The organism is Duganella guangzhouensis (genome assembly GCF_009674535.1).
In the GTDB taxonomy this organism is placed as follows: domain Bacteria; phylum Pseudomonadota; class Gammaproteobacteria; order Burkholderiales; family Burkholderiaceae_D; genus Rugamonas; species Rugamonas guangzhouensis.
Genome location: NZ_WKJK01000009.1, coordinates 148,866 through 173,323 on the forward strand (window position 1 = coordinate 148,866; position 24,458 = coordinate 173,323).

The 24,458-nt window shown below is 60.8% G+C and carries 20 protein-coding genes and 4 tRNA genes; 6 read left to right on the top strand and 18 right to left on the bottom strand.

The window, feature by feature from the left end; translation table 11 throughout:
* Positions 1-31 precede the first annotated feature (31 nt).
* The 13 genes from GJ699_RS18255 to GJ699_RS18315 all read right to left on the bottom strand — a co-directional run bounded on the left by GJ699_RS18255 (position 32) and on the right by GJ699_RS18315 (position 14,329).
* A complete protein-coding gene (locus GJ699_RS18255; protein ID WP_154378849.1) occupies positions 32-1,942 on the bottom strand; it encodes a SurA N-terminal domain-containing protein in 1,911 nt (636 codons plus the stop codon).
* Positions 1,943-2,080: 138 nt separating this feature from the next.
* The gene (locus tag GJ699_RS18260; RefSeq protein WP_154378851.1) at positions 2,081-2,671 is read right to left on the bottom strand and encodes a PEP-CTERM sorting domain-containing protein; all 591 of its coding nucleotides are present in this window, start codon (positions 2,669-2,671) and stop codon (positions 2,081-2,083) included.
* A 196-nt stretch (positions 2,672-2,867) separates the two neighbouring features.
* Positions 2,868-2,944 (bottom strand) — tRNA-Asp (locus tag GJ699_RS18265).
* 29 nt (positions 2,945-2,973) lie between these two features.
* A tRNA-Asp gene (locus GJ699_RS18270) sits at positions 2,974-3,050 on the bottom strand.
* Positions 3,051-3,108: 58 nt separating this feature from the next.
* Positions 3,109-3,184, bottom strand: a tRNA-Val gene (locus tag GJ699_RS18275).
* A 49-nt stretch (positions 3,185-3,233) separates the two neighbouring features.
* Complete coding sequence (gene hbs / locus GJ699_RS18280) at positions 3,234-3,506, bottom strand: non-specific DNA-binding protein Hbs (RefSeq protein ID WP_154378853.1); 273 nt, start codon at positions 3,504-3,506, stop codon at positions 3,234-3,236.
* 178 nt (positions 3,507-3,684) lie between these two features.
* On the bottom strand, positions 3,685-6,096 hold the full coding sequence (gene lon, locus GJ699_RS18285; RefSeq protein ID WP_154378855.1) for an endopeptidase La: 2,412 nt from the start codon (positions 6,094-6,096) through the stop codon (positions 3,685-3,687).
* A gap of 285 nt (positions 6,097-6,381) precedes the next feature.
* The gene (gene clpX / locus GJ699_RS18290) at positions 6,382-7,650 is read right to left on the bottom strand and encodes an ATP-dependent Clp protease ATP-binding subunit ClpX (RefSeq protein WP_154378856.1); all 1,269 of its coding nucleotides are present in this window, start codon (positions 7,648-7,650) and stop codon (positions 6,382-6,384) included.
* A gap of 152 nt (positions 7,651-7,802) precedes the next feature.
* Positions 7,803-8,420 (bottom strand): ATP-dependent Clp endopeptidase proteolytic subunit ClpP, encoded by a 618-nt coding sequence (gene clpP, locus GJ699_RS18295; protein WP_371865248.1) that lies wholly within the window; start codon positions 8,418-8,420, stop codon positions 7,803-7,805.
* A 77-nt stretch (positions 8,421-8,497) separates the two neighbouring features.
* Positions 8,498-9,838, bottom strand: coding sequence for a trigger factor (tig, locus tag GJ699_RS18300; protein ID WP_154378858.1), 1,341 nt, complete (start codon positions 9,836-9,838; stop codon positions 8,498-8,500).
* A 35-nt stretch (positions 9,839-9,873) separates the two neighbouring features.
* Positions 9,874-9,960, bottom strand: a tRNA-Leu gene (locus GJ699_RS18305).
* Positions 9,961-10,157: 197 nt separating this feature from the next.
* Positions 10,158-13,244: an efflux RND transporter permease subunit gene (locus tag GJ699_RS18310; RefSeq protein WP_154378860.1), complete on the bottom strand. Its 3,087-nt coding sequence runs from the start codon at positions 13,242-13,244 to the stop codon at positions 10,158-10,160.
* Positions 13,241-14,329 (bottom strand): efflux RND transporter periplasmic adaptor subunit, encoded by a 1,089-nt coding sequence (locus tag GJ699_RS18315; protein ID WP_371867590.1) that lies wholly within the window; start codon positions 14,327-14,329, stop codon positions 13,241-13,243. The genes GJ699_RS18310 and GJ699_RS18315 overlap by 4 nt, the downstream gene beginning before the upstream one ends.
* A 180-nt stretch (positions 14,330-14,509) precedes the next feature.
* Between GJ699_RS18315 and hpnC the strand changes: the two genes are divergently transcribed.
* Positions 14,510-15,361 (top strand): squalene synthase HpnC, encoded by an 852-nt coding sequence (gene hpnC, locus GJ699_RS18320; RefSeq protein WP_154378862.1) that lies wholly within the window; start codon positions 14,510-14,512, stop codon positions 15,359-15,361.
* Here the strand turns inward: hpnC and GJ699_RS18325 are convergent.
* Positions 15,336-15,662, bottom strand: coding sequence for a hypothetical protein (locus tag GJ699_RS18325; RefSeq protein WP_154378864.1), 327 nt, complete (start codon positions 15,660-15,662; stop codon positions 15,336-15,338). The genes hpnC and GJ699_RS18325 overlap by 26 nt on opposite strands.
* A 201-nt stretch (positions 15,663-15,863) precedes the next feature.
* On the opposite strand from GJ699_RS18325, the gene hpnD reads away from it, so the two are divergent.
* The 4 genes from hpnD to GJ699_RS18345 all read left to right on the top strand — a co-directional run bounded on the left by hpnD (position 15,864) and on the right by GJ699_RS18345 (position 19,849).
* On the top strand, positions 15,864-16,697 hold the full coding sequence (hpnD, locus tag GJ699_RS18330) for a presqualene diphosphate synthase HpnD (protein WP_154378866.1): 834 nt from the start codon (positions 15,864-15,866) through the stop codon (positions 16,695-16,697).
* Positions 16,698-16,746: 49 nt separating this feature from the next.
* The gene (hpnE, locus tag GJ699_RS18335; protein ID WP_371867596.1) at positions 16,747-18,117 is read left to right on the top strand and encodes a hydroxysqualene dehydroxylase HpnE; all 1,371 of its coding nucleotides are present in this window, start codon (positions 16,747-16,749) and stop codon (positions 18,115-18,117) included.
* 121 nt (positions 18,118-18,238) lie between these two features.
* Entirely contained in the window at positions 18,239-19,033 is a 795-nt protein-coding gene (locus GJ699_RS18340) for a DUF1700 domain-containing protein (RefSeq protein ID WP_154378868.1), read from the top strand.
* Positions 19,034-19,042: 9 nt separating this feature from the next.
* Positions 19,043-19,849, top strand: a complete 807-nt coding sequence (locus GJ699_RS18345) for a head GIN domain-containing protein (RefSeq protein ID WP_154378870.1) — start codon at positions 19,043-19,045, stop codon at positions 19,847-19,849.
* Here the strand turns inward: GJ699_RS18345 and GJ699_RS18350 are convergent.
* Positions 19,836-21,098: a TIGR03862 family flavoprotein gene (locus GJ699_RS18350; RefSeq protein WP_154378872.1), complete on the bottom strand. Its 1,263-nt coding sequence runs from the start codon at positions 21,096-21,098 to the stop codon at positions 19,836-19,838. The genes GJ699_RS18345 and GJ699_RS18350 overlap by 14 nt on opposite strands.
* Positions 21,099-21,134: 36 nt before the next feature.
* Here GJ699_RS18350 and GJ699_RS18355 point away from each other — a divergent pair, with 36 nt between their 5' ends.
* Positions 21,135-21,383, top strand: a complete 249-nt coding sequence (locus GJ699_RS18355; protein WP_154378874.1) for a PH domain-containing protein — start codon at positions 21,135-21,137, stop codon at positions 21,381-21,383.
* Here GJ699_RS18355 and moaD read toward each other — a convergent pair.
* Genes moaD through thrC form a run of 3 tightly spaced genes read right to left on the bottom strand, consistent with a single transcriptional unit; the run spans position 21,370 to position 24,316 of the window.
* Positions 21,370-21,624 (bottom strand): molybdopterin converting factor subunit 1, encoded by a 255-nt coding sequence (gene moaD / locus GJ699_RS18360; RefSeq protein ID WP_154378876.1) that lies wholly within the window; start codon positions 21,622-21,624, stop codon positions 21,370-21,372. The genes GJ699_RS18355 and moaD overlap by 14 nt on opposite strands.
* Positions 21,624-22,841: a molybdopterin molybdotransferase MoeA gene (locus GJ699_RS18365; protein ID WP_154378878.1), complete on the bottom strand. Its 1,218-nt coding sequence runs from the start codon at positions 22,839-22,841 to the stop codon at positions 21,624-21,626. Before GJ699_RS18365 ends, moaD begins: the two co-directional genes overlap by 1 nt.
* Positions 22,841-24,316, bottom strand: a complete 1,476-nt coding sequence (thrC, locus tag GJ699_RS18370) for a threonine synthase (protein ID WP_154378880.1) — start codon at positions 24,314-24,316, stop codon at positions 22,841-22,843. Before thrC ends, GJ699_RS18365 begins: the two co-directional genes overlap by 1 nt.
* Positions 24,317-24,458: the final 142 nt, after the last annotated feature.

Genomic DNA, 24,458 nt, shown 5'->3' on the forward strand with positions numbered 1-24,458 from the left:
AAAAGGGCCGCATTAGCGGCCCTTTTTTTAATTACTTCACTTCGGTGACTGTCGTCGTCGAAATCGGCTTCAGGATCTTGACCTTGGCCTTTTGTTTCAGCAGTTCGACATATTGCGCCATCTCTTGCTGAGCGATGATGTTACCGATCTGCTCAGCTTCCGATTTACGCTGCGCCGCATCCTGCTGCACAGGCTGCTGCACTTTGGCGATGCGGTACAGGCCGTAGCCCATGCCCGGCACATCCACGCCAGTGTAGGCTGGCAGCTTGCTGGTGTCGGCCTTCATCACGGCTTGCAGCGCCAGACCGTTGATGCCTTCAGGCTTGGAACGCGAGACCACTTTGGCGGCGCCGAAACCGGTCGCATCGCCCGACTTCTTGAAGGCTGCCAGTTTCTCTTCACCCGCCTTGGTCGCCAGCTGAGCGGCTTGTTCCATGGTCACGCGCTGACGGATCTGCGCATCGACTTCGGCCAGCGGACGCTTGGAGGCCGGCTTGAACTCGACGATACGGCCCGAGATCAGGGTGTTCGGTGCGACTTCGACCGCTTCGGTATTGCGCTTGCTGCTCAGCGAATCGTTGGAGAACAGCGCGGTCAGGAACTTGGCGTTGTTGTACGGCGCGGCGGCAGCCATCGGCGATGGCGTGCGCGACACGTTCTCGGCGCTGACGATCTTCAGGCCCAGCTTGTCGGCGGCCGGTTTCAGGCTGTCAGCTTGCTCGTAGACGGTGTTGGTGAAGGTCTCGGCCATTTCCGAGTACTTCTTGCCGGCCTTGCTCTTCTTCAGCAGGTCGGCCACGTCGCCCTTGACGGCGTCGAATGGCTTGACCACGGCTGGTTTCAGCTCGGTCACGGTCAGGATGTGGAAGCCGAAGTCCGACTGCACCAGATCGCTGATCTCGCCTTGCTTCAGTTTGCCGATGGCGGTTTCCACCACTGGCACCAGTACGCCTTTTTCAATCACGCCCAGGTCGCCGCCTTGCTCGGCCGAGCCCGGGTCTTCCGACTTGGCTTTGGCGATTTTGGCGAACTCGGCCGGAGCCTTGCGCACTTCGTCCAGGATCGCTTGCGCCTTGGCCTTGGCGGCGCTGATCTCAGCCGCGCTGGCGCCCTTCTTCACGGTCACCAGAATGTGGCTGGCGCGGCGGGTTTCCGGGGTGGTGAACTGGACCTTGTTCTTGTCGTAGTAATCCGACACTTCGGCATCGGTCACGCTGACCTGGCTCATCACCGCGTCGTTGTTGAACACCACGTATTCGATCTTGGCCTGCTCAGGCACTTCGAACTGCTTGCTGTTCTTGTCGTAGAACGCCTTGACCATGTCGTCGGTCACTTTGACCTGCGGCACGAAGTCGCTGACCGGCAGCAGCAGTTCCTGCACTTCGCGCTCCTGGCCGGCGATGTCGGACAGGTTCTTGGCGACAGAGCGCGGCGCGAAGCCGCTGCCTTCGATGGCGCCGGCCAGCTGCTGCAGCGCCAGGTCGCGGCGCATGCGGGCATCGTTGTCCTGTGGACGCAGACCTTGCGCCGCCAGGATGGCCTTGTACTGTTCCATGTTGAACGAGCCAGGGCCGCCAAACAGGTCCATGATGGCCTTCTGCAGCTGGGCGTCGCTGACGCTCAGGTTGCTGTGAATGACTTCAGCGGCCACCGCGCGCTGGGCGATCAGCTGGTCCAGGATGCTTTGCTTGAACTCAGGCGTGTCGAACATTTTCTGGTCGAACTGCGCGCCCAGGCGCTGGCGGTAGCTGTCCAGCTGGTTACGCACGGCGTTGTCGAACTCTTGCTGGGTCAGCGGCTTGCCATCGATCTTGGCGATGGTATTGGCGTCATCGCCAAAGCTCTTGTAACTGCCGATACCGACAAATGCAAACGATGGCACGATGATGATGGCCAAGAAAATCTGCATCAAGCGTTGATGGGTACGAATAAATTCAAACATGGTCTGCCAATTCGGATTAAGTGGGGCTTGCACATACAAAAAAGGCGAACTCGCGTTCGCCAATTCCGGTTGCCGGATTTTACAGTGCACACCCCTCTATAGCAAGGGCCATCCTTGGCAAAAGAACTATATTGCCACTCAGCCCTGGCGACGACGGCGCGCCATGAAGCCCAGCAGGCCCAGGCCGGCCACCAGCATGGCGTAAGTCTCGGGTTCCGGCACGGCGGCCGTCACCGACACATTGTCCAGCAAGGCGCCGACATTATCGCCGCCGGCATTGTGGAAGCTGAACGACGCCAGCCCGGTCGAGGTGGCGGTATAGCTCAGCATGTAGGTGGTGAAAGCGTCGCCGCTGTCGCGGGTGATGACCTGGCTGCTGCTGCCGAAATTCACGCTCACGCTGTCGGTGCTGTAGCCACGGTGGTTGCCGGCCAGATCAAACGTCAGCGTGTAAGTCTGCCCTGCCGTCAGCGTCACCGAGTTGGCAAACAGCGCGGCTTGGCTGGTGGAGCCGTCCAGATCGATATAGTGGCCGTCGGCGCCGCCCACCAGGTCGTATGGCGTGCCAACACCGATCACATCCACGGTGCCGCTGGTGGCGCTCCAGCCGCCAGCAAAAGACGGCGTGTTCAGCGAATATGGATCAGTATTGAAGTTATCGGAAAACAGTGGCGCAGCTTGAGCTGCTGAGGCGCACAACAAGGCTGCGGCAATTGCGAGTTTTTTCATGGTATCTCCCAGGGGTTTAATTATTCTTGAAGCAACTTCATTTGCATAATAGCACCATCAGATGCCACAGGCCCATGAATTTTTCCTTGGGAAAATCCAACATCGATAGATGTTGCCGGGAGGGATATTAATTAAAATCGGGAGATAAAAAAGAAAAACCCCGCAGCTTGAATAAAGCTGCGGGGTATCTTGTTCTTGGCGGAGCGGACGGGGCTCGAACCCGCGACCCCCGGCGTGACAGGCCGGTATTCTAACCAACTGAACTACCGCTCCTAGTTGGGCACTACAATCTCGATATTTGTTGGCGGAGCGGACGGGGCTCGAACCCGCGACCCCCGGCGTGACAGGCCGGTATTCTAACCAACTGAACTACCGCTCCAGCTGAATATCAAGGTGCTACATACTACAGTAAAACTTAATTTTCGGCAAATGTTTTTTGGTGGGCGGTGAGAGGCTCGAACTCCCGACCTAAGCCTTGTAAGGGCTCCGCTCTACCAACTGAGCTAACCGCCCATTTGCCGCAGTGAACAACTTAGTTACCTGAGCTGCTCACCGAAGTCCGTTAGTTTACAGCATCTTTCAAAGCTTTGCCAGCTTTAAATTTAGGAACTTTCGCTGCGTCGATGGTGATCTCTTCTTTGGTGCGTGGGTTGCGGCCGGTACGGGCAGCACGCTCGCTTACCGAGAAGGTACCAAAGCCAACCAGGGTCACGCTGTCGTTGTTTTGCAGGCTGGTGGTTACGCCGTCGATAACAGCGTCCAGTGCGCGAGCAGCAGCCGCTTTCGAAATATCAGCGGTGGTGGCGATATGGTCGATCAATTCAGTCTTATTCAAAGCAATTCCCCGTCACTAAGGTTATTCATTCTCGAAAATCCGAGAATGCGAAAAAATTCAGGCCGTATTAAACAAGCCAGCCCACTACTGTGTCAAGGCTGCACAATAGAAAAACAAGTAAAAATAAAAAAACAGGCGCTATATAAGCGCCTGTTTTAATGTTATTACTGCAGCGGAGTTAGTGTTTTACCACGTCACCCTGGCCGTCGGCCTTGGCGGCGGCGGCTGCCACCGCTTCCACCGGCGCGGTTTCCACCAGCGCTTCCGGCTGGCGTTCCAGCGCGATTTCCAGCACTTTGTCGATCCAACGCACTGGCACGATCTCCAGTTTGTTTTTGACATTGTCCGGAATGTCGGCCAGATCCTTGACGTTCTGCTCAGGGATCAGCACGGTTTTGATGCCACCGCGTTGCGCCGCCAGCAGTTTTTCCTTCAGGCCGCCGATCGGCAGCACTTCGCCGCGCAGCGTGATCTCGCCGGTCATGGCGACATCGGCACGCACCGGAATGCCGGTGAAGACCGAGACCATGGCGGTGGTCATCGCGATACCGGCCGATGGACCATCCTTAGGCGTCGCGCCTTCCGGCACGTGGATGTGGATGTCGGACTTCTCGAACTGCTCAGCCTTGATGCCCAGACGGGCGGCACGGCTGCGCACCACGGTGCGCGCGGCTTCGATCGATTCCTTCATCACATCGCCCAGCGTACCGGTGCGGATGACGTTGCCCTTGCCCGGCATGGTCACGGACTCGATGGTCAGCAGATCGCCGCCCACCTCGGTCCATGCCAGACCGACCACCTGGCCGACCTGATTTTCTTTCTCGGCCACGCCGAAGTCGTAGCGGCGCACGCCCAGGAATTTATCCAGGTTTTTCGGCGTGACGGCGACTTTCTTCTCCGACTTCTTCAGCAGCAGCATCTTCACCACCTTGCGGCAGATCTTGGACACTTCACGTTCCAGCGAACGCACACCGGCTTCGCGGGTGTAGTAGCGGATCACGTCGCGCACCGCCGCTTCGCTGATCGAGATCTCGTCCTCTTTGAGGCCGTTGTTCTTGATCTGCTTCGGCAACAGATAACGCTGGGCGATGCTGGTCTTCTCGTCCTCGGTGTAGCCCGACAGGCGGATCACTTCCATCCGGTCCAGCAGCGCCGGCGGGATGTTGTACGAGTTCGAGGTCGCCACGAACATCACATCCGACAGGTCGAAGTCGACCTCGATGTAGTGGTCCGAGAAGGTGTGGTTCTGTTCAGGATCCAGCACCTCCAGCAGCGCCGACGATGGATCGCCACGGAAGTCCGCGCCCATCTTGTCGATCTCGTCCAGCAGGAACAGCGGGTTGCGCACACCAACTTTCGCCAGCGATTGCAGAACCTTGCCCGGCATCGAGCCGATGTAGGTACGACGGTGACCGCGAATCTCGGCCTCGTCACGCACGCCGCCCAGCGCCATGCGCACGAACTTGCGGTTGGTGGCGCGCGCGATCGACTGGCCCAGCGAGGTTTTACCCACGCCTGGAGGACCGACGAAGCACAGAATCGGCGCTTTCAGCTTGTCGACGCGTTGTTGCACCGCGAGGTATTCCAGAATGCGTTCCTTGACCTTGTCCAGGCCATAGTGATCGCCTTCCAGCACTTTTTCAGCGTTGGCCAGATCGTTGTTGACCTTGGATTTTTTCTTCCATGGCAGGCTGACCAGGGTGTCGATATAGTTGCGCACCACGGTGGCTTCGGCCGACATCGGCGACATCAGCTTCAGCTTTTTCAGCTCGGCGGTGGCCTTGTCCAATGCCTCTTTCGGCATCTTGGCCAGCGCGACTTTCTTCTCCAGCTCGTCCAGGTCGGCGCCATCTTCGCCCTCGCCCAGTTCCTTCTGGATCGCTTTCACCTGCTCATTCAGGTAGTACTCGCGCTGCGACTTCTCCATCTGGCGCTTGACGCGGCCACGGATGCGCTTTTCCACTTGCAGGATGTCGAGTTCGCCTTCCAGCTGGCCCAGCAGATGTTCCAGGCGCTTGGCGACGCTGAAGATCTCCAGGATCACCTGTTTCTGCTCCAGCTTGAGCGGCAGATGGGCGGCCACGGTGTCGGCCAGGCGGCCGGCGTCGTCGATGCCCGACAGCGAAGCCAGGATCTCCGGTGGAATCTTTTTGTTCAGCTTGACGTACTGGTCGAACTGCTGAACGATGGCGCGGCGCATCGCTTCGATTTCCGAATCGTCGCCCAGCTCGGAATCGAGCGGCGTCAGATCGGCCACGAAGTGCGTCGGCGTATCGGTAATGCGGTTGATGCGGGCCCGCTGCGCGCCTTCCACCAGCACCTTGACGGTGCCATCAGGCAGTTTCAGCATTTGCAGGATATTGGCCACGCAACCGATTTCGTAAATGTCGGAAGCAGAAGGTTCGTCTTTAGCCGCGGCTTTCTGGGCGGCGAGCATAATGCTCTTGCCCTGCTCCATAGCGGCTTCCAGTGCCTTGATCGATTTTGGGCGCCCCACGAACAGCGGTATCACCATATGCGGAAATACGACGACGTCCCGCAGCGGCAATAACGGCAGTTGAGTTTGCTCAGTTAATTTGGAAGTAGTCATGGCGTAACCTTATGTGTAAGCGTGATTATGATGTGGGCGCTGTTTTGCCGAATCACAAGACCGACCTGCAAGAAATAATTCCTTATAAAAAAGAATGTTTTTCGAAGAAGCTAGTCGCACTCTAAAAGAAATTCAGCGTCAAATAAAAAAGCCACGCGCGACCTGTCGTCACGAGTGGCTTTTCGAATGAAGCCTGCATGCTTTTATTGATTTTTATTGTACCGCCTTGCCCCACGGATGCGAAATGAATTTTGCGGCCGCGTGAGGCAAGTGTGCACAAGTTATTTAATTCTCACCAGAAGCTTTGGCCTGCTCCTGATAAATCAACAAAGGTTTAGCGCCACTGGTGATGGTATTCTCATCGATAACCACTTTGGTGACGTTGGTTTCATTTGGCAATTCATACATGGTGTCCAGCAGCGCGTGTTCCAGGATCGAACGCAGGCCACGGGCACCAGTCTTGCGCGCCAACGCTTTCTTGGCGATCGCGTGCAAGCCGGCCGGACGGATTTCCAGTTCGGCGCCTTCCATCTCCAGCAGCTTGGAATACTGCTTGATCAGCGCGTTTTTCGGCTCGACCAGGATCTGGATCAGCGCTTCCTCGGTCAGCTCGGCCAGCGTGGCCACCACCGGCAGACGGCCCACCAGCTCTGGGATCAGGCCGAATTTGATCAGATCTTCCGGTTCCGCTTCCATCAGCACGTCGCTGACGTTGCGCTCCGACTTGCTCTTCACCGAGGCGCCGAAACCGATGCCAGATTTCTCCGAACGGTTTTCAATCACCTTGGCCAGGCCGTCAAACGCGCCGCCGCAGATGAACATGATGTTGGTAGTGTCGATCTGCACGAAGTCCTGGTTAGGATGCTTGCGGCCGCCTTGTGGCGGCACCGAGGCCATGGTGCCCTCGATCAGTTTCAGCAGCGCCTGCTGCACGCCCTCGCCCGACACGTCACGGGTGATCGACGGGTTGTCCGACTTGCGCGAGATCTTGTCGATCTCGTCGATGTAGACGATACCGCGTTGCGCCTTGTCCACATCGTAGTTGCAGCTTTGCAACAGTTTTTGAATGATGTTCTCGACGTCCTCACCCACATAGCCGGCTTCGGTCAGCGTGGTGGCGTCGGCGATCACGAACGGCACGTTCAGCATGCGCGCCAGAGTCTGCGCCAGCAGGGTTTTACCCGAGCCGGTAGGACCGACCAGCAGGATGTTCGATTTCGCCAGTTCGACGTCATCTTTCTTGCCCAGATGCTTGAGGCGCTTGTAGTGGTTGTACACCGCCACCGACAGGATGCGCTTGGCCGTTTGCTGGCCGATCACGTACTGATCCAGCAAGTCCTTGATTTCATGCGGGGTCGGCAGGTCCGACTTGGCGCCCGTCACCGATTCGATGGCCGAGGTCTCGTCGCGGATGATGTCGTTGCACAGATCGATGCACTCGTCGCAGATGAACACCGATGGGCCGGCGATGAGTTTCTTCACCTCGTGCTGGCTTTTGCCGCAGAACGAGCAGTACAGAAGTTTTTCGCCGCTGGAGGATTTTTTGTCTGACATGGGGGCAGTCTTCTTTGGTTACAGAAAGCAAGTACGGTGTAATGCGGCTCGGAAACTCCGCCTACAACCACATGCTACCCGAAATAAAAACGAAACGCCCGAACGATTAATATCGCCCGGGCGTTTTTTCTAGCAATGCTGCAAAGGAAGCATCAAGCCCGGTTGGTCAACATTTTGTCGATCAGACCGTACTCTACCGCCTCTTCCGCCGACATGAAACGGTCGCGATCGGTGTCTTTGGCGATCTGTTCAACGGTTTGGCCGCTGCGTTCGGCCATGATCGAGTTCAAACGGTGGCGCAGGTACAGGATTTCCTTGGCCTGGATTTCGATATCCGACGCCATGCCCTGCGAGCCGCCCGAAGGCTGGTGAATCATGATGCGCGAGTTCGGCAGCGAGAAGCGCTTGCCCTTGGCGCCGGCGGCCAGCAGGAACGCGCCCATCGAGGCGGCGATACCGGTGCACAGCGTCGATACGTCAGGCTTGATGAACTGCATCGTATCGAAGATGGCCAGACCGGCCGAAACCGAACCGCCAGGCGAATTGATGTACAGCGAGATGTCCTTGTCCGGATTTTCGCTTTCCAGGAACAGCAGCTGCGCCACCACCAGGTTGGCCATCTGGTCGTTGACCGGGCCGACCATGAAGATAATGCGTTCCTTCAGCAGACGCGAGTAGATGTCGTAAGAGCGCTCGCCGCGACCGCTTTGTTCCACCACCATCGGTACCAGACCGAGCATTTCAGTGTCCAGTGCCGGATTACGGTTCATACCAGTCATTCTTATTTCCTTGTGAAGCAGCTTTAGGGGCCGGAATGCTTATATTACATCATCCGGCCCAAACTGAATTACGCCTGAGCGTTGCTTCCCATCAGTTCGTCAAAGGCGATTACCTTGGACGAAGTCTTCGACAGGCCCAGTACGTAGTTGACGACGTTTTCTTCCAATACAAGTGCTTCCACTTCGGCCAGACGACGACGATCGCTGTAGTAGTACTTCAGCACTTCGCGTGGGTCTTCGTAGCTTTGGGCGAAGTCTTCGATTTGCGCTTTGACTTGCTCAGGCTGGGCTTGCAGCTTGTTCTCGCCGACCAGTTGCGACAGGATCAGGCCCAGGCGTACGCGACGCTCGGCTTTTTCCGCGAACAGTTCTGGTGGGAATGGCACGTCCTTGACGTTCATGCCGCGCTGCGCCATGTCCTGGCGGGTCATTTCGGCCAGACGCTCGGTGTCCTGAGCGATCAGGGCTTTCGGCACGTCCAGGGTGGCGGTCTTGACCAGGGTGTCCATCACGGCTTCTTTGTTGCGTGCTTTCACGCGGCCGGCGACTTCACGCTCCAGGTTGACCTTGATGTCTTCGCGCATTTTAGCGACGTCGCCATCGGCCACGCCCAGCGACTTGGCGAATTCGCCGTCAACTTCCGGCAGGTGCGCCCATTCCAGGTTTTTCAGGGTGATGGTGAACGAGGCGGTTTTGCCGGCCACGTCTTTACCATGGTAGTCCTCTGGGAAAGCCAGTGGGAAGGTCTTGGCTTCGCCCACTTTCAGGCCGACGGTGGCGGCTTCGAATTCTGGCAGCATGCGGCCTTCGCCCAGCACGAAGGTGTAGTCTTCGGCTTTACCGCCTGGGAATTCCACGCCGTCGATCGAGCCGACGAAGTCCACGGTCACGCGGTCGCCGTTGGCGGCGATGGCTGCACCACCGTCGCCGTGCTCACCGGCTTCGCCCTTGGTGTGGAAGTGCACGCGCTGCTTGCGCAGGATGTCGATGGTCTTGTCGATTTCAGCGTCGCTGACTTCGGCTTTGACGGTTTCGATTTCCACCGTGGTCAGGTCGCCGATCGCGACTTCCGGGTAGATTTCGAAGGTGGCGTCAAAGGTCAGCACGCCTTCTGGCGACTCAGCCTTAGGCTCAATGTTCGGGTAACCAGCAACGCGCAGCTGGTTTTCGTTTGCGGCGTCGTTGAAAGCACGGCCAACTTTATCATTCAGCACTTCGGTTTCGATCTGGTAACCGTACTGTGCTGCGACCATTTTCAGAGGAACTTTGCCCGGACGGAAGCCTGGTGCCTTAGCCGTTTTGGCTTGCACTTTCAGGCGCTTCTCAACTTCAGCGCGGACTTCGGTCAGCGGGAAGGAGATCGTGATACGACGTTCGAGTTTGCCCAAGGTTTCGACTGCAGTTGCCATGTTAAAAAATCGTCCAAAAAAAATAATAGTACAGTTGGTGCGAGGAGGGGGACTCGAACCCCCACACCATTGCTGGCGTCAGGACCTAAACCTGGTGCGTCTACCAATTTCGCCATCCTCGCGGCATGTTTGCACAAAAGCAAAGGGCGACCTGTAAGTGAAAAAGGGTCGCCCTCTTCCTGCTTTATACGCAGGAGCTTTCAACTTCAACGCGGTATTCTAACGGGTTTTCCAGCGAAATAAAGAGGTTTTTTATTAGGTCGCCAACATTACCGCGAAAATTAAGCGTTTTTGCCCGTTTTGCTCCTTATTTTGCCCATTAAACAGGCTTTTTCACTCTAAACCAGGCCGCATACAGCGCTGGCAGGAACAATAAAGTCAGCGCCGTCGCCAGGATCAGCCCGCCCATAATCGCCACCGCCATCGGCCCCCAGAATACCGAGCGCGACAAAGGAATCATCGCCAGCGCGGCGGCGGCCGCCGTCAGGATAATCGGGCGGCAGCGCCGCACCGCCGATTCGACGATCGCGCTCCAGGCATCGTGACCGGCCCTGATGTCCTGCTCGATCTGGTCGACCAGAATCACCGAGTTACGGATGATCATGCCGAACAACGCGATGATGCCGAGATTGGCCACAAAGCCCAGCGGCCGCCCCAGCACCAGCAATGCCATCGCCGCGCCGGCCACGCCCAGCGGCCCGGTCAGGAACACCAGCAACGCGCGCGAGAAGCTGTGCAGCTGCAGCATCAGCAAGGTGAAGATGATGAACACCGCCAGCGGCAGGTTGACCGCGATCGAGGCTTCCGCCGCGCCGCTATCCGAGGCCGCGCCCTTGACCGTGATCGCATAACCGGCCGGCAGCGCGTCGCGCAGCGGCTGTAGCAGCGGCTCGATCTGATTCGACACGGTCGGCCCCTGGATATGGTCGCCAACGTCGGATTGCACCGTGATCGCCCAATCGCGCCCCTCGCGCCACACCACGCCCGGCTCCCACACGAAATGCGCACGCGCCAGCTGGCTGATCGGTACCGACTTGCCGCTGGCAGTCGGAATATTGGTATCGTTCAGCACCGAGATGGTGGCACGCTCCTCGATCGGCTGGCGGATCTGAATATCGATCAGCTTGATGCCCTCGCGGAACTGGCCAATGGTGGTGCCGGACAGGATGGTGTTCGCCGCCCGCATCACGGTTTGCGAAGTCACGCCCAGCGCGCGCATCTTGTCCTGATCCAGGTCCAGCCGCAGCACTTTGATCGATTCATTCCAGTTGTCGTTGACGCCGATGGTGTTCGGATTGGCGCGCATGATGTCCTTGACCTGGTCGGCAATCGCGCGCACCTTGTCGACCTCGGTGCCGGTGACGCGGAACTGCACCGGATACGGCACCGGCGGCCCGTTCGGCAGCAGCTTGACGCGACCGCGCACCTCGGGGAAATCATGCTTGAACAGGTCGACGATCTTGTCGCGCAGCTCGCCGCGCGCCTGCAGGTCTTTCGGCAGCACCACGATTTGCGACACATTGGTCTGCGGGAAAATCTGGTCCAGCGGCAGGTAGAAGCGCGGCGAGCCGGTGCCGACATAGCTGGTCACGCTGACCACGCCCGGCTGCTTCTGGATAAACGCTTCAAACTTCTTCACCTGCGCCTCGTTGGCGGCGTAGGTTGTGCCCTCCGGCGTCCACATCTCCACCATCAGCTCGGGACGGCTGGAATCCGGGAAGAACTGCTTCTCGATGAACTTGAAGCCATAGACGCCCAGCCCGAACACCGCCAGCGACGCCGCGATCGTGATCCAGCGATACTCGACGCACCAGTTCACCAGCGCGCGGAATTTGCGGTAGCCCGGCGTATCGAACAGCTCATGCTCGCTACCGCCGTTGGCATGCGGCTGCACCTTCAGCAGCACGTAGCCGAGATAGGGCGTGAACGTCACCGCCACCACCCACGAAATCACCAGCGCCAGCGCGTTCACAGAGAACAGCGAGAAGGTGTACTCGCCGGCCGCCGACTTGGCCATGCCGATCGGCAGGAAACCGGTAACGGTAATCAGCGTGCCGGTCAGCATCGGAATCGCGGTGGACTTGTAGGCAAAGGTGGCAGCATCGAAGCGCGACATGCCCTCCTCCATTTTGCGCACCATCATTTCCACCGCGATGATGGCATCGTCCACCAGCAGGCCCAGCGCGATAATCAGCGCGCCCAGCGAAATTTTATGCAAGTCCACGTCCAGCACGCGCATGAACAGGAAGGTTACCGACAGCACCAGCGGAATGCTCAGCGCCACCACCAGGCCAGGCCGCGCATCCAGCCGCAGCTTGGGTTTGGTGTGCAGACCCAGCGAGACGAAACTGACCGCCAGCACGATCAGCACCGCTTCGATCAACGTGTGCACGAATTCGCCCACCGAGGCTTTGACCGCTTCCGGCTGGTCCGACACGCGCTGCAATTCGATACCGACCGGCAGCTTGGCCTTCAGGTCGCGCACGGTCTTTTCCATGTGCTTGCCAAGCTGGATGATGTTGCCGCCCTTCTCCATCGACACGCCGAGGCCGATCACTTCCTTGCCGTTGAAGCGCATCTTGTTGCCCGGCGGATCTTGATACTCGCGCTTGATGGTGGCGAAGTCGCCCAGGCGGAAGGTGGTGCCGTTGGCGCGCAGCTCCAGCTCTTCCAGATCCTTGACGGTCTTCAGCGCGCCGGTGACGCGTACTTGCAGGTTATCGGTCGGCGTCACCAGCACGCCGGTGGCCTCCACCGTATTTTGGGTGGCGATCTGGTTGGCGATGGTCTCGATCGGAATGCCCAACTGGGCGAACTTCTTGTGCGAGAACTCGATGTTGATTTTCTCATCCTGCACGCCAAACAGCTCAACCTTGGACACCAGCGGCACGCCCAGCAGTTGCTGCCGCACGAAATCGGCATAATCCTTCATCTCGGCATAGGTAAAGCCGTCGCCGGACAGCGCGAAGATGGAGCCATAGGTATCGCCGAACTCGTCGTTGAAGTACGGCCCCTGCACGCCGGACGGCAGCGTGCCCTTGATATCGCCGATCTTCTTGCGCACCTGATACCAGGCGTCCGCCACACTTTTAGGCGGCGTCGATTCGCGCAGCTTGAGGATGATGACGGTCTGGCCCGGCTTGGAATAGCTGGAAATCTCGTCCACGCCAGGGGTTTCCTGCAGCTTTTTTTCCAGCTTGTCGGTGACTTGCTCAGCCATTTGCAGCGCGGTCGCGCCCGGCCATTGCGCCTGCACCACCATCGCCCGGAAGGTAAACGGCGGATCTTCGTCCTGGCCCAGATTCATATAACTGAGTACACCGCCCAGCAGCAGCACGGCGATCAGGTAGCGGGTCAGCGGGATGTGTTCCAGCGCCCAACGTGACAGGTTGAAGCCCTCCTTCATTTGGCCGCCCCTGGCAGGTCATTGCCGAGGATTTTGACCTTCTGGCCCGGCTTCAGCAGGTTGACGCCGGCCGTCACCACAGTCTGGCCAGGCTGGACGCCGCTGGACAGCACGATGTCATTGCCGGCCACGCCGCCGATCTTCACCGGCACCAGCTTGACCGCGCCCTGCTCCACCAGCCATACCGAGGTGGCGGATTTTTCATAGAACAGCGCCGTCAGCGGCACCTTGATCTGCGGTGTCGGCGTCTTGGAAGCGAACTGCACCACCGCCGTCATGCCGAGCTTGGCTTCGGTCAGCGAATCCGGTATCGACACCTTGACGGTATAGGTACGGGTGGCGGCATCGGCCACTGGCGAAATCTCGCGGATCTTGCCGGCCACGGTGTTTTTCGGATCGGCCCACAGTCGTACCTGCACGTCTGGAATGCGGCGCAGCGCATCGACCTTGTCTTCCGGCAGACCGATGACGATCTCCTTCTCGCCCGCCTTGGCGACATTGACCACCGGCGTGCCGGCCGCCACCACCTGGCCGATTTCGGCGTTGACCACCGTCACCACCCCGTCCACATCGGACAGCAGAGCCGCGTAGCCAGCCTGATTAGCCTGACCGCGATAGGCGGCCTGAGCCGCATCGACGCTGGCCTGGGCCGATTTATAGGTCGAATCCTTGGCATCCAGCACCGCCTGGCTGACGAAGCTCTTGCTGCGCAATTCCTGGTAGCGCTGCAGCTCGGCCTTGGCCAGGTCGCGATTGGTCTCGGCGGCGCGCAAATTGGCCAGCGCCTGTGCCTGTGACAGCTGCAGATCCTGCGGATCAAGCTGCATCAGCACCTGGCCTTTCTTGACCAGCGTGCCAACATCCACCTTGCGGCTGACGATCTTGCCGCCGACGCGGAAGCCGAGGCGCGATTCCACCCGCGCCTTCACCTCGCCGGAAAACTCGGCGTTGACGTCGATATCGCTGCTGACCAGCTGAATGACGCGCACCGGGCGTATGTCCTCGGTTTTATCCACCTGCTTCGAGCAGGCTGCCAGCAGCGTCAGCGCCGAGGCGGCAAGCATGAAATTCTTGAGATTAGACACAGCAGCTTCCTTTAATGACTGAAGGGTTATTTATAAATTATAAGCTCAACAACTGCATTTGCAAATGACTTGAGCGTCATTAATTTAGCCTTCCAAGCACCAATACTTGCTCTCGTTTCAAGATCCCTCTACCATTACGCGCTGGAAACCCAATCCGGCACCCGCCGCTGCTCCTTCATTATGCCGGTCGATCACTACGAAAACTTCCCTGTTGCCTCCATTTTGCTGCCCAAGCGCCTGCGCCCGGCGGTCGAAGCGATTTACGCCTTCGCCCGCAGCGCCGACGATCTGGCCGACGAAGGCGACGCCACGCCCGAACAGCGCCTGGCCGCGCTGAACGCCTATGAAGCGGCGCTGGACCGCATCGAACAAGGCGCCATCGATCATCAGCCGATGTTCGAGCGGCTGGCGCAGGTGGTGCGCGAATACGAAATGCCGCTGAAGCCGCTGTACGAGCTGCTGTCAGCCTTCAAACAGGACGTGCTGGTGAGCCGCTACGCCACCTATGACGCGCTGCTGGACTATTGCGCGCGCTCGGCCAACCCGGTCGGCTACATGATGTTGCACCTGTATGGCGCGGCCGACGAGGAAAATGTGCGTGATTCGGACGCCATTTGCACTGCGCTGCAGGTCATCAACTTCCTGCAGGACGTGGCGATCGACCTGCACAAGGAGCGCATTTACATTCCGCTGGAGGATCTGAACCGGTTTGCGATCTCGCCGGCGGCGCTGGATCATCCGAGCGCGCGGCCGCGCTGGCGTTCGCTGATGCGGTTTGAAGTCGAGCGCGCGCGCCAGTTGATGCTGAGCGGCGCGCCGCTAGCACTGCGCCTGCCGGGCCGCATCGGCTTCGAGCTGCGCATGGTGGTGCAAGGCGGATTGCGCATTCTGGATGCGATCGAGGCGGCCGAATACGATGTATTCCTGCACCGCCCCAAGCTGGTCAGGCGCGACTGGCTGGCCATTTTCTGGGCCGCCGTGCGCATGAAAAAACAGATGAAAGCGCTCAGACTGGCGCGAACGACTGGGTAGACGTGATTTTCTGATCGTTGCGCAGCGGCGCTGGCGGCACCGACGACGATGGCGGCGCCGATACCTTGGGCGCGGCCACCGGGGCCGACGACTTGGATTGCTTCAGCACGAATTCGCGCATCGAATCCGCTTCCGACACCGACAAGGCGGTCTGGCAATTGACGCCTTCGTTGGAAATCTGCCATTCCTGATAATCGACCACGCTCAGCGAGCGCTGTTTCTGCTCGTCCATCAGCTTGCAGCGGGCGGCGACCTGGCGCGCCTCCTGCAAATGCTGGGTGTAATAAGTGGCCGTTTTCATCGGCGACGCATCCTGCGCAGACGAACCCTCGCATCCGGCAAGAACCGGTACAACGATCAGGGCGGCACAAATCTGCGACTTCATACGTTATATCTCCACAAAGGTAACATATTGTATCCCTAAATCGCCTAAAGTTGCAGACCGCGCCTCTACTCCTTCCTATAGAATAGCGGCTTCGAATAGCCCATTGCTTTTTTATTCATGTCTCCCGACGACTACTGCCAGCAAAAGACCGCGCAAAGCGGCTCCAGTTTTTACTACAGCTTTTTGTTCCTGCCGCCGGAGCGTCGCCGCGCCATCACCGCCCTGTATGCGTTTTGCCGCGAAGTGGACGACACCGTCGATGAATGCACCGATGAGTCGGTCGCCCGCATCAAGCTGGCCTGGTGGCGCAAGGAGATCGCGACCATGTACGCCGGCAGCCCGTCGCACCCGGTGACGCAGGCGCTGCAGCCGCACATCCAGCCCTACAATCTAAAGGAAGAACACCTGCAAGCCATCGTCGACGGCATGGAGATGGACCTGAACCAGTCGCGCTACCTGGATTATGTGGCGCTCAACAAGTACTGCTGGCACGTGGCCAGCGTGGTCGGCATCCTGTCGGCCAGCATTTTCGGCGTGACCAATCCGCAGACGCTGCAGTTTGCCGAGAAACTGGGCCTGGCGTTCCAGCTGACCAACATCATCCGCGACGTGGGCGAAGATGCGCGCAAGGGCCGCATCTATCTGCCGATCAGCGAGCTGCAGCAATTCAACGTCACCGCCGCCGAAATCCTCAACGCCAAGCACACCGACAAGTTTGAAAAGCTGATGGCGTTCCAGATCGCCCGCGCCCAGACCGTCTACGACGAAGCCTTCGCCCTGCTGCCCAAGGAAGACCGCCGCGCCCAGCGTCCCGGCCTGATGATGTCGGCCATCTACCGCACCCTGCTGACCGAGGTCGAGGCCGACGGCTACCACGTGCTGACACACCGCATCTCGCTGACGCCAATCCGCAAGCTGTGGCTGGCGTGGAAGACCTACGTTCGTGGCTGACGCGATCATCGCCGGCACCCCGGCCGACAAGCGCGGCCACGCCGAGCCCATTCCGCCGTCGCGCTCGATTGCGGTAATCGGCGCCGGCTGGGCCGGCTGCGCCGCCGCCGTCGAACTGGCGCAGGCCGGCTACAAAGTCACACTGCTGGAAGCCGGCCGCACCCTGGGCGGCCGCGCGCGTCGCGTCGAAACCGACCGCAAGCTGCTGGACAATGGCCAGCACATCCTGCTCGGTGCCTACCGCGAAACGCTGCGCCTGATGCAGCAAACCGGCGTCGACCTGAAACAGGCGCTGCTGACGCTGCCACTGCAAATGCGCTATCCGTCCGACAGCGACGGCATGGACTTCGTCGCCCCGGCGCTGCCGCTGCCGGCGCCGCTGCACCTGGCCGCCGCCCTGTTGCGCGCCAAGGGCCTGCAGCGCGAAGACAAACTCAGCCTGGCCCGTTTCTCAACCAGCGCACGCTGGATGGGTTGGCGGCTGCACACCGATTGCAGCGTCAGCGAACTGCTGGAACGCTTCGACCAGACCCCGCGCCTGATTCAGCTGATGTGGCGCCCGCTGTGCCTGGCGGCGCTGAACACGCCTCCGGAGCGTGCCTCGGCCCAGATTTTCCTCAACGTGCTGCGCGACAGCCTGGGCGCCAACCGCCGCGCCTCCGACATGCTGCTGCCGCGCGCCGACCTCAGCAAACTGTTCCCGGAAGCCGCCGCCGCCTACGTGGTCGAACGCGGCGGCTCGGTGCGCAGCGGCGCCAAGGTGCAGGCGCTGCGTTCGATCGAGGGGCGCTTATGGCAGCTGGACATCAGCGGCGCCGCCGTCGGCGGCACCTGGAGCACCTATTTCAGCGGTGTGGTGCTGGCCACCGGCGCCGCCCAGGCCGCCGCCCTGCTGCACGACATCCCGGACGCCGACACCAGCGCCCTGTGCGGCCAACTGACCGCTTTCGAGCCGGAAGCCATCACCACCGTCTACCTGCAATATGACGCCGCCACCCGGCTGGAGCTGCCGTTTTACGCCCTGCTGGACGATCCGTACAACCACCATTACGGCCAGTTCGTGTTCGATCGCGGCCAGCTGGACGCCAGCCAGGCCGGCCTGCTGGCCGTGGTGATCAGCGCCTCCGGCCCGGCCGCCGCGCAGCCGCAGGAACTGCTGGCCGAGGCGGTGGCGGTGCAACTGGCGGTCGATTTCCAGCGCCCGGAACTGGGCCGCCCGAGCTGGTTCAAGGTAATCACCGAGAAACGCGCCACCTATGCCAGCTCCCCCGGCCTGGCGCGCCCGGACAACGCCACCGGCCTGCCCGGTCTGGTTCTTGCTGGCGATTACACCGCCGGCGACTATCCGGCCACGCTGGAGTCGGCGGTGCGCAGCGGCGTCGCTGCCGCCCGGTTACTCAAAAGGAGCGCCGTCCAGTAGCCGGTTTTTGTCGCCTGTGCCGTCATTTATGCAGCCTGTCACATGACTGTGGCAGATCGACAGCCGCTTGGGTACAGTTGCATCATGGGCAAAAGGCAAGCAACATTGTGGACTTAACATCATGACCAAGCAGCAATACCTCGACGCGCTCAAGCAGGCCATGCACGGTCTGCCACCGGAACTGGTGGCCAAGACCCTGGCTTACTACGAGCAACGCTTCATCGACGGCCTGGTGGCCGGCCAAAGCGAAGCCGAGGTCTATCAGGAGCTGGACGAACCGCGCAAAATCGCCATGACGCTGCGCGCCAACGCTCACCTGAACGCTTTCGAGCAAAAGAAAACCCCTTTCAACTTTGCCCGCACGGTGGCGTCGTTTATCGGCCTGGCCATCTTCAACCTGTTCATGGTGATCCCGGCCATGGTGTACGCCAGCCTGCTGGGCGCGGTCTACGTGTCGGCATTCGCGTTTTACATCGGCGGCGTGGCGCTGACCGCCAGCGGCCTGTCCGGACAAAACGAACTGGCGCTGGAAGGTCCGTTGCGTCACCTGATGGAGTACACCAACAGCCACTTCGACAACCAGGACGAGGAAGAGGATATCCAGGGCTGGCGCGTGTCGATCAACAGCATGGGGGTGCAGGTCAACAAGGACGAGGCGCAGTCGCCATCCCCCGAGGATGAAAGCCTGAGCCGCAGCGGCCGCCTGCTAGACCGTGCCGAGGCGGTGGCCACCGGCGATGTCCACATCACCACCGATTTTGACAACGGCGCCCGCACCACGCAGTCGGCGATCGGCCTGGGGCTGATTTTGGGTGGCATTGGCCTGTGTTTGATCAGTATCGTGCTGACCCGCTACACGGTGATCGGCTTGAAACGCTACGCGGCGATGAATCTGTCGCTGCTTCGCGGACGCTAGGAGTTCATCATGCGCGCATTAATGAAAATCGGAGCCGGTCTGCTGGTGCTGGCGTTTGTGCTGATCGGCGTCACTTACAGCATGCTGAAGGCATATGGCAGCAGCAGTCCGACCAGCGTGGCTGGCCGTTCGCTGGGCAGCGAAACCCGCAAGATCGACGCCATGGCGACGGCGGTGGAGCTGAATGGGCCGATCGATCTGATTCTGACCCAGGGCCAGAACGCCTCGCTCAAGGTGCGCGGCGAACAGCGCTCGCTGGCGAATATCGAAACTATCCAGGATGGCCGCGATCTGCACATCGGCACCAAGGGCATGCTGCTTAATCCGCGCCATCGGCTGCAGGTGGAGCTGATTTTGCCATCGCTGGAGGAGCTGGTGGTCACCAGCAGCGGCGACACCAAGGTATCCGGATTTAACGGCGAGCGGCTGGAATTGCAGTTACACGGCTCCGGCAATGTGAACTTCAGCGGCCGTTATCGCGAGTTGAACGCCAGCGCACATGGCAGCGGCAACTTGAATATGAATGCCGGCAGCACCGAAACCGTGGAGCTGGAGATGGTGGGCTCAGGCCAGATCACCGCATCCGGCAGCTGCAAGACGCTGAACGCTGAGCTGACCGGCTCCGGCGACCTGAATGCGCGCCACCTGGCGGCCGATCAGGTGACGGTGAATCTGAAAGGCTCGGGCACCAGCCACGTGTTCGCCAAGCAGTCGGCCGACCTGACGCTGCGCGGCAGCGGCGATATCCGCGTGCTGGGCAACCCGGATCGCCGCAACGTCAACCGCACAGGTTCCGGCGAAGTCAGTTGGGAGTAATCCCGCGCCAGGCCAGCGCGTCGCGCGCGGCGGCGATGCCGCTGGCAAAGCAGGCCGTTAGCAGATAACCGCCGGTCGGCGCTTCCCAGTCGACCATTTCGCCGGCCACGAACACGCCCGGCGCGGCCTTCAGCATGGTCCCTTCCAATCCATCCCAACGCACGCCGCCGGCGGTGGAAATCACTTCATCGATCGGGCGTGGACGCAGCAGCCGCACCGGCAAGCGCTTGATCGCCGCCGCCAGCTGCGCTTCGTCCGCGAACTGCTGCTTGCTCAAACACTCGCGCAACAGCCCTGCTTTCACGCCCTTGATGCCCAAGCGGCTTTGCAGATGGCTGCTCATGGAACGCGCGCCACGCGGCCGCGCCACTTCGTCCGCCACCCGCTCCGCACTCCAATCCGGCATCAGATCCAGCCAGATGGTGGTGCCGCCATCCGCCGCGATCTGATCGCGCAACGCCGCCGACAGCGCGTAAATCAAGCTGCCCTCAATGCCGCCCTGCGTTACCACGAATTGTCCCTGCTTGCGCATTTCGTCGCCGCGCGCATCGCGCGCGATCACCGCCACCGTCATCAACGGCTCGCCGGCGTGACGGCTGCTGAAATGCTCGCTCCAGGCGACGTCGAAACCGCAGTTGGCCGGCGCCAGTGGCGCCAGCGGCACGCCGCGTTCGGCCAGCAGCGGCATCCATTTGCCATCCGAACCCAGTCGCGCCCAACTGCCTCCCCCCAGCGCGAGGATCACCGCGTCCGGCCGCACCAGCAGCTCACGCGCGCCGGGCGCACCGTCTTCGGCTGGGGTGGAAAAGCGCAGCGCCCCATCCTGCCAGCCCAGCCAATGGTGCCGCATGTGGAACTGCACGCCGCGCTCGCGCACCGCATGCACCCACGCCCGCAGCAGCGGCGCCGCCTTCATATCGGTCGGGAACACCCGGCCCGAAGTGCCGACGAAGGTCTCCAGGCCCAGGCCATGCACCCAGTCGCGCACAGCCTGCGGACCGAAGGCGTCCAGCATCGGCCGCAGCGGCGTCGCCGAATTACCATAACGCGTTACAAAATCAGCATACGGCTCGGCGTGCGTGATATTCATGCCGCTGCGTCCCGCCAGCAGGAACTTGCGGCCGACCGACGGCATGGCGTCGTACAGATCCACCTGTGCCCCGCCATCGGCCAGCGTTTGCGCGGCCATTAGCCCGGCGGGGCCGCCGCCGATGACGGCGACGCGAAAAGGTGTCAAACTAGACTGCATGCATTCGGTCCAATATCAAAAAACAAGGGAGATACCATGGGTGCGCTATTCTGGATAAAACGCTTTCTGCTGGCCGCCGTGCCGCTGTTCGCGATCCTGGCCGCAGTGGAATGGTTCAAAGGCTCGCCCCGGCAGGAAGACTACCTGAGCGCCGGCGCCTGGGCGGTGATCGCGGCCGGCATTTTCACCTACACCTCATGGCGGCGCTATCGCCACGCCAAGGCTTGCGGCATGTGCGACGATCTCGCCGCCGCCCGTAAGAACAAGAACATCAGCCCCCGGTAACCGGCGGGAAGAACGCCACTTCGGCGCCATCGGCAAGCGCGGCATCGGCGCCGCACATCACCTGATTGTGCGCCATGCGCAGCGCCGGATGGCCCAGCGCCTGCTGCCAGTTGTCGCCGCGCGCGGCCAGATGCGCGCGCAGTGCGCCCACCGTGGTCACGCCATCCGGCAGCGCCATCGCTTCCGACGACGCCCCCACAGCTTCGCGCACGCTGGCGAAAAATTTTACGGTAATACCCATCAGTACAATAACTCGCTAAACGGGATAAAGCGCACCTGATCGCCGCGCGCGATGGCCTGGCCAGGGGGATTGTCGATCACGCCGTCGCCCCACACCGTCGACGTCAACACGCCGGAACTCTGGTTGCGGAACAGCTCCACGCCGCCTTCATCGTTGATGCGGGCGCGCAGGAACTCGTTGCGCTTGTCGGCCTTGGGCCAGTCGAAATCGGCGCGCATGCTGAAGGCACGCGGCGCGATAGCGCCGGCCACGCCCTGCAGGCGCAGAATGAACGGCCGCACGAATATCAGGAAGGTGACAAAGCTGGACACCGGATTGCCCGGCAGGCCGATGAAGAACGCCTGCCGCACTTCGCCAAACGCCAGCGGCTTGCCCGGCTTGACGGCGATCTGCCACATATTCAGCTTGCCTTCGGCTTCCACCGCCGGCTTGATATGGTCTTCCTCGCCGACCGACACGCCGCCCGAGGTGATGATCAGATCATGTCCTTCGGCCGACTGGCGCAGCACCGAGCGGGTCGCGTCCAGCGAATCCGGCACGATGCCGAAATCAGTGATCTCGCAGCCCAGGTTTTCCAGCAGCGCGCGCAGCGTGAAGCGGTTGGAATTGTAGATCGCGCCCGGCGCCAGTGGCTCGCCAGGCATGGTCAATTCGTCACCGGTGAAGAACACGGCCACGCGCAGCTTGCGCTTCACCGGCAATTCGGCCAGGCCGATCGATGCGGCCAACCCCAGCTCCTGGCTGCGCAGGCGCGTACCGGCGGCCAGCACCACGCTGCCGCTGGCGATGTCCTCGCCGGCGCGGCGTATCCATTCGCCCGACTTGGGTGCGTGGTTGATGGTGACGGTGTCGCCATCCAGCGCGCACTGCTCCTGCATGACGACGGCATCGGCGCCTTGCGGAATCATGGCGCCGGTGAAGATGCGGGCCGCCGTCCCCGGTTGCAGAGCCTGCGGCACATGGCCGGCCGGGACGCGCTGCGACACCTTCAGCGCCGCGCTGCCGCTGACGCAATCGGCCGCGCGCACCGCGTAGCCGTCCATCTGCGTGTTATCGGCGCCGGGCACGTTCATTTCCGACACCTGCGCTGCCGCCAGCACGCGGCCGTTGGCCGCCAGCGTGGCTACCAGTTCGGTGTCCGCCAACGGGCGCACCGCGCCCAGCATCAGCGTCTGCGCTTCGCTGACCGACAGCATCGGCTTACGCGGCTCGCTCATCACAGCCCCGTGTTGGTCGCGATGTATGCCTTCATCGCGTCGACATCCGCCTTCATGACGACGAACTTCTGCGGCAGGTCTTCGATGTTCTCGAAGCCCGCAGGACGTTCGGCGTCTTCGCCCAGCGCTTCCAGGATGGTTTCGTTGAACTTGGCCGCCAGGGCGGTTTCCAGCACGATCATGGTCACGCCGGGTTCCAGGTTCTCTTTCGCCACCTTGATGCCGTCGGCGGTGTGGGTGTCGATCACGATGCCGTAATCGTCGGCCACGTCGCGAATGGTGTTGACGCGGTCGTCGTGGGTCGACTTGCCCGACTTGAAGCCGTAGTTGGCCACCAGTTTGAACTCGTCGCCATCGCTGCCAGGTTTGCCGGACAGGTCGAAGCCGCCGTGGGTTTCCACTTTCTGGAACAGCGCGCGGGTGCGGTCGCCATCGCGGCCTACCAGTTCATACACGAAGCGCTCGAAGTTGGACGCCTTGGAGATGTCCATCGATGGACTGGAGGTGTGATAGGTCTCGGCCGACTTGCGCACGCGGTACACGCCGGTGCGGAAGAATTCGTCCAGTACGTCGTTCTCGTTGGTGGCCGCCACCAGCTTGTCGATCGGCAGGCCCATCATGCGGGCGATGTGGCCAGCGCAGATATTGCCGAAGTTACCCGATGGGACGGTGAACGACACTTTCTGCTCGTTGGAGGTGGTCGCCGCCAGATAGCCGCGGAAGTAGTACACCACCTGCGCCACTACACGTGCCCAGTTGATCGAGTTGACGGTGCCGATCTTGTGTTTGGCCTTGTATTCGAGGTCGTTCGACACGGCTTTGACCATGTCCTGCGCGTCGTCGAACACGCCTTCGATGGCGATGTTGTAGATATTAGGGTCCTGCAGCGAGAACATTTGCGCGGTCTGGAAAGCGCTCATCTTCTTGTGCGGCGACAGCATGAACACGCGGATACCCTTCTTGCCACGCATCGCGTATTCGGCGGCGCTGCCGGTATCGCCGGAGGTGGCGCCGAAAATGTTCAGTTCCGCGTTCTGCTTGGCCAGCGCGTATTCGAACAGATTACCCAGCAGCTGCATCGCCATGTCCTTGAACGCCAGGGTCGGACCGTTCGACAGCGCCTGCAGCACCAGCTTGGTGCCGTTGGCCTCTTCCAGCACGCGCAGCGGCGTGATGTCGGCGGCGCTTTCGCCCTGGCGGGCGTTTTTGTACACATCCTGGGTGTAGGTCTTGGCGGTCAGCGCGCGCAGATCGGCTTCCGGAATATCGGTCGCGAACTTCTTCAGAATCTCGAACGCCAGCTCGGCGTAGGACAGCTTGCGCCAGGCATCCAGCTCGGCGCCGGTCACTTGCGGGTAAGCGGTCGGCAGGAACAGGCCGCCGTCAGCGGCGAGGCCACCCAGCAGAATATCGGAAAATTGTTGGGAAGACGAAGCGGCGGCCGACGACGCGGCACGGGTAGACACGTATTGCATAAAATAGAAAAAGTCCGGTTGGGCTGCAGAACGGTACAAAGGCGAGCGGGTATTATAGTGCCCCCGACGCCATCCCGTGAAATTCACGTTGTTTTATGGTCATGCCTCGCAGTTGCGGTGCTGGCCGCTGCGCTAAGCAGGC

What these genes read in the sequence shown, in the direction of transcription:
- GJ699_RS18255 (WP_154378849.1), bottom strand. Translation starts at nt 1,942, where the DNA reads ATGTTTGAATTTATTCGTACCCATCAACGCTTGATGCAGATTTTCTTG.
- GJ699_RS18260 (WP_154378851.1), bottom strand. Translation starts at nt 2,671, where the DNA reads ATGAAAAAACTCGCAATTGCCGCAGCCTTGTTGTGCGCCTCAGCAGCT.
- lon (WP_154378855.1), bottom strand. Translation starts at nt 6,096, where the DNA reads ATGACTACTTCCAAATTAACTGAGCAAACTCAACTGCCGTTATTGCCG.
- clpX (WP_154378856.1), bottom strand. Translation starts at nt 7,650, where the DNA reads ATGTCAGACAAAAAATCCTCCAGCGGCGAAAAACTTCTGTACTGCTCG.
- clpP (WP_371865248.1), bottom strand. Translation starts at nt 8,420, where the DNA reads ATGAACCGTAATCCGGCACTGGACACTGAAATGCTCGGTCTGGTACCG.
- tig (WP_154378858.1), bottom strand. Translation starts at nt 9,838, where the DNA reads ATGGCAACTGCAGTCGAAACCTTGGGCAAACTCGAACGTCGTATCACG.
- GJ699_RS18310 (WP_154378860.1), bottom strand. Translation starts at nt 13,244, where the DNA reads ATGAAGGAGGGCTTCAACCTGTCACGTTGGGCGCTGGAACACATCCCG.
- hpnC (WP_154378862.1), top strand. Translation starts at nt 14,510, where the DNA reads ATGCCGGTCGATCACTACGAAAACTTCCCTGTTGCCTCCATTTTGCTG.
- GJ699_RS18325 (WP_154378864.1), bottom strand. Translation starts at nt 15,662, where the DNA reads ATGAAAACGGCCACTTATTACACCCAGCATTTGCAGGAGGCGCGCCAG.
- hpnD (WP_154378866.1), top strand. Translation starts at nt 15,864, where the DNA reads ATGTCTCCCGACGACTACTGCCAGCAAAAGACCGCGCAAAGCGGCTCC.
- GJ699_RS18340 (WP_154378868.1), top strand. Translation starts at nt 18,239, where the DNA reads ATGACCAAGCAGCAATACCTCGACGCGCTCAAGCAGGCCATGCACGGT.
- GJ699_RS18345 (WP_154378870.1), top strand. Translation starts at nt 19,043, where the DNA reads ATGCGCGCATTAATGAAAATCGGAGCCGGTCTGCTGGTGCTGGCGTTT.
- GJ699_RS18350 (WP_154378872.1), bottom strand. Translation starts at nt 21,098, where the DNA reads ATGCAGTCTAGTTTGACACCTTTTCGCGTCGCCGTCATCGGCGGCGGC.
- GJ699_RS18355 (WP_154378874.1), top strand. Translation starts at nt 21,135, where the DNA reads ATGGGTGCGCTATTCTGGATAAAACGCTTTCTGCTGGCCGCCGTGCCG.
- moaD (WP_154378876.1), bottom strand. Translation starts at nt 21,624, where the DNA reads ATGGGTATTACCGTAAAATTTTTCGCCAGCGTGCGCGAAGCTGTGGGG.
- GJ699_RS18365 (WP_154378878.1), bottom strand. Translation starts at nt 22,841, where the DNA reads ATGAGCGAGCCGCGTAAGCCGATGCTGTCGGTCAGCGAAGCGCAGACG.
- thrC (WP_154378880.1), bottom strand. Translation starts at nt 24,316, where the DNA reads ATGCAATACGTGTCTACCCGTGCCGCGTCGTCGGCCGCCGCTTCGTCT.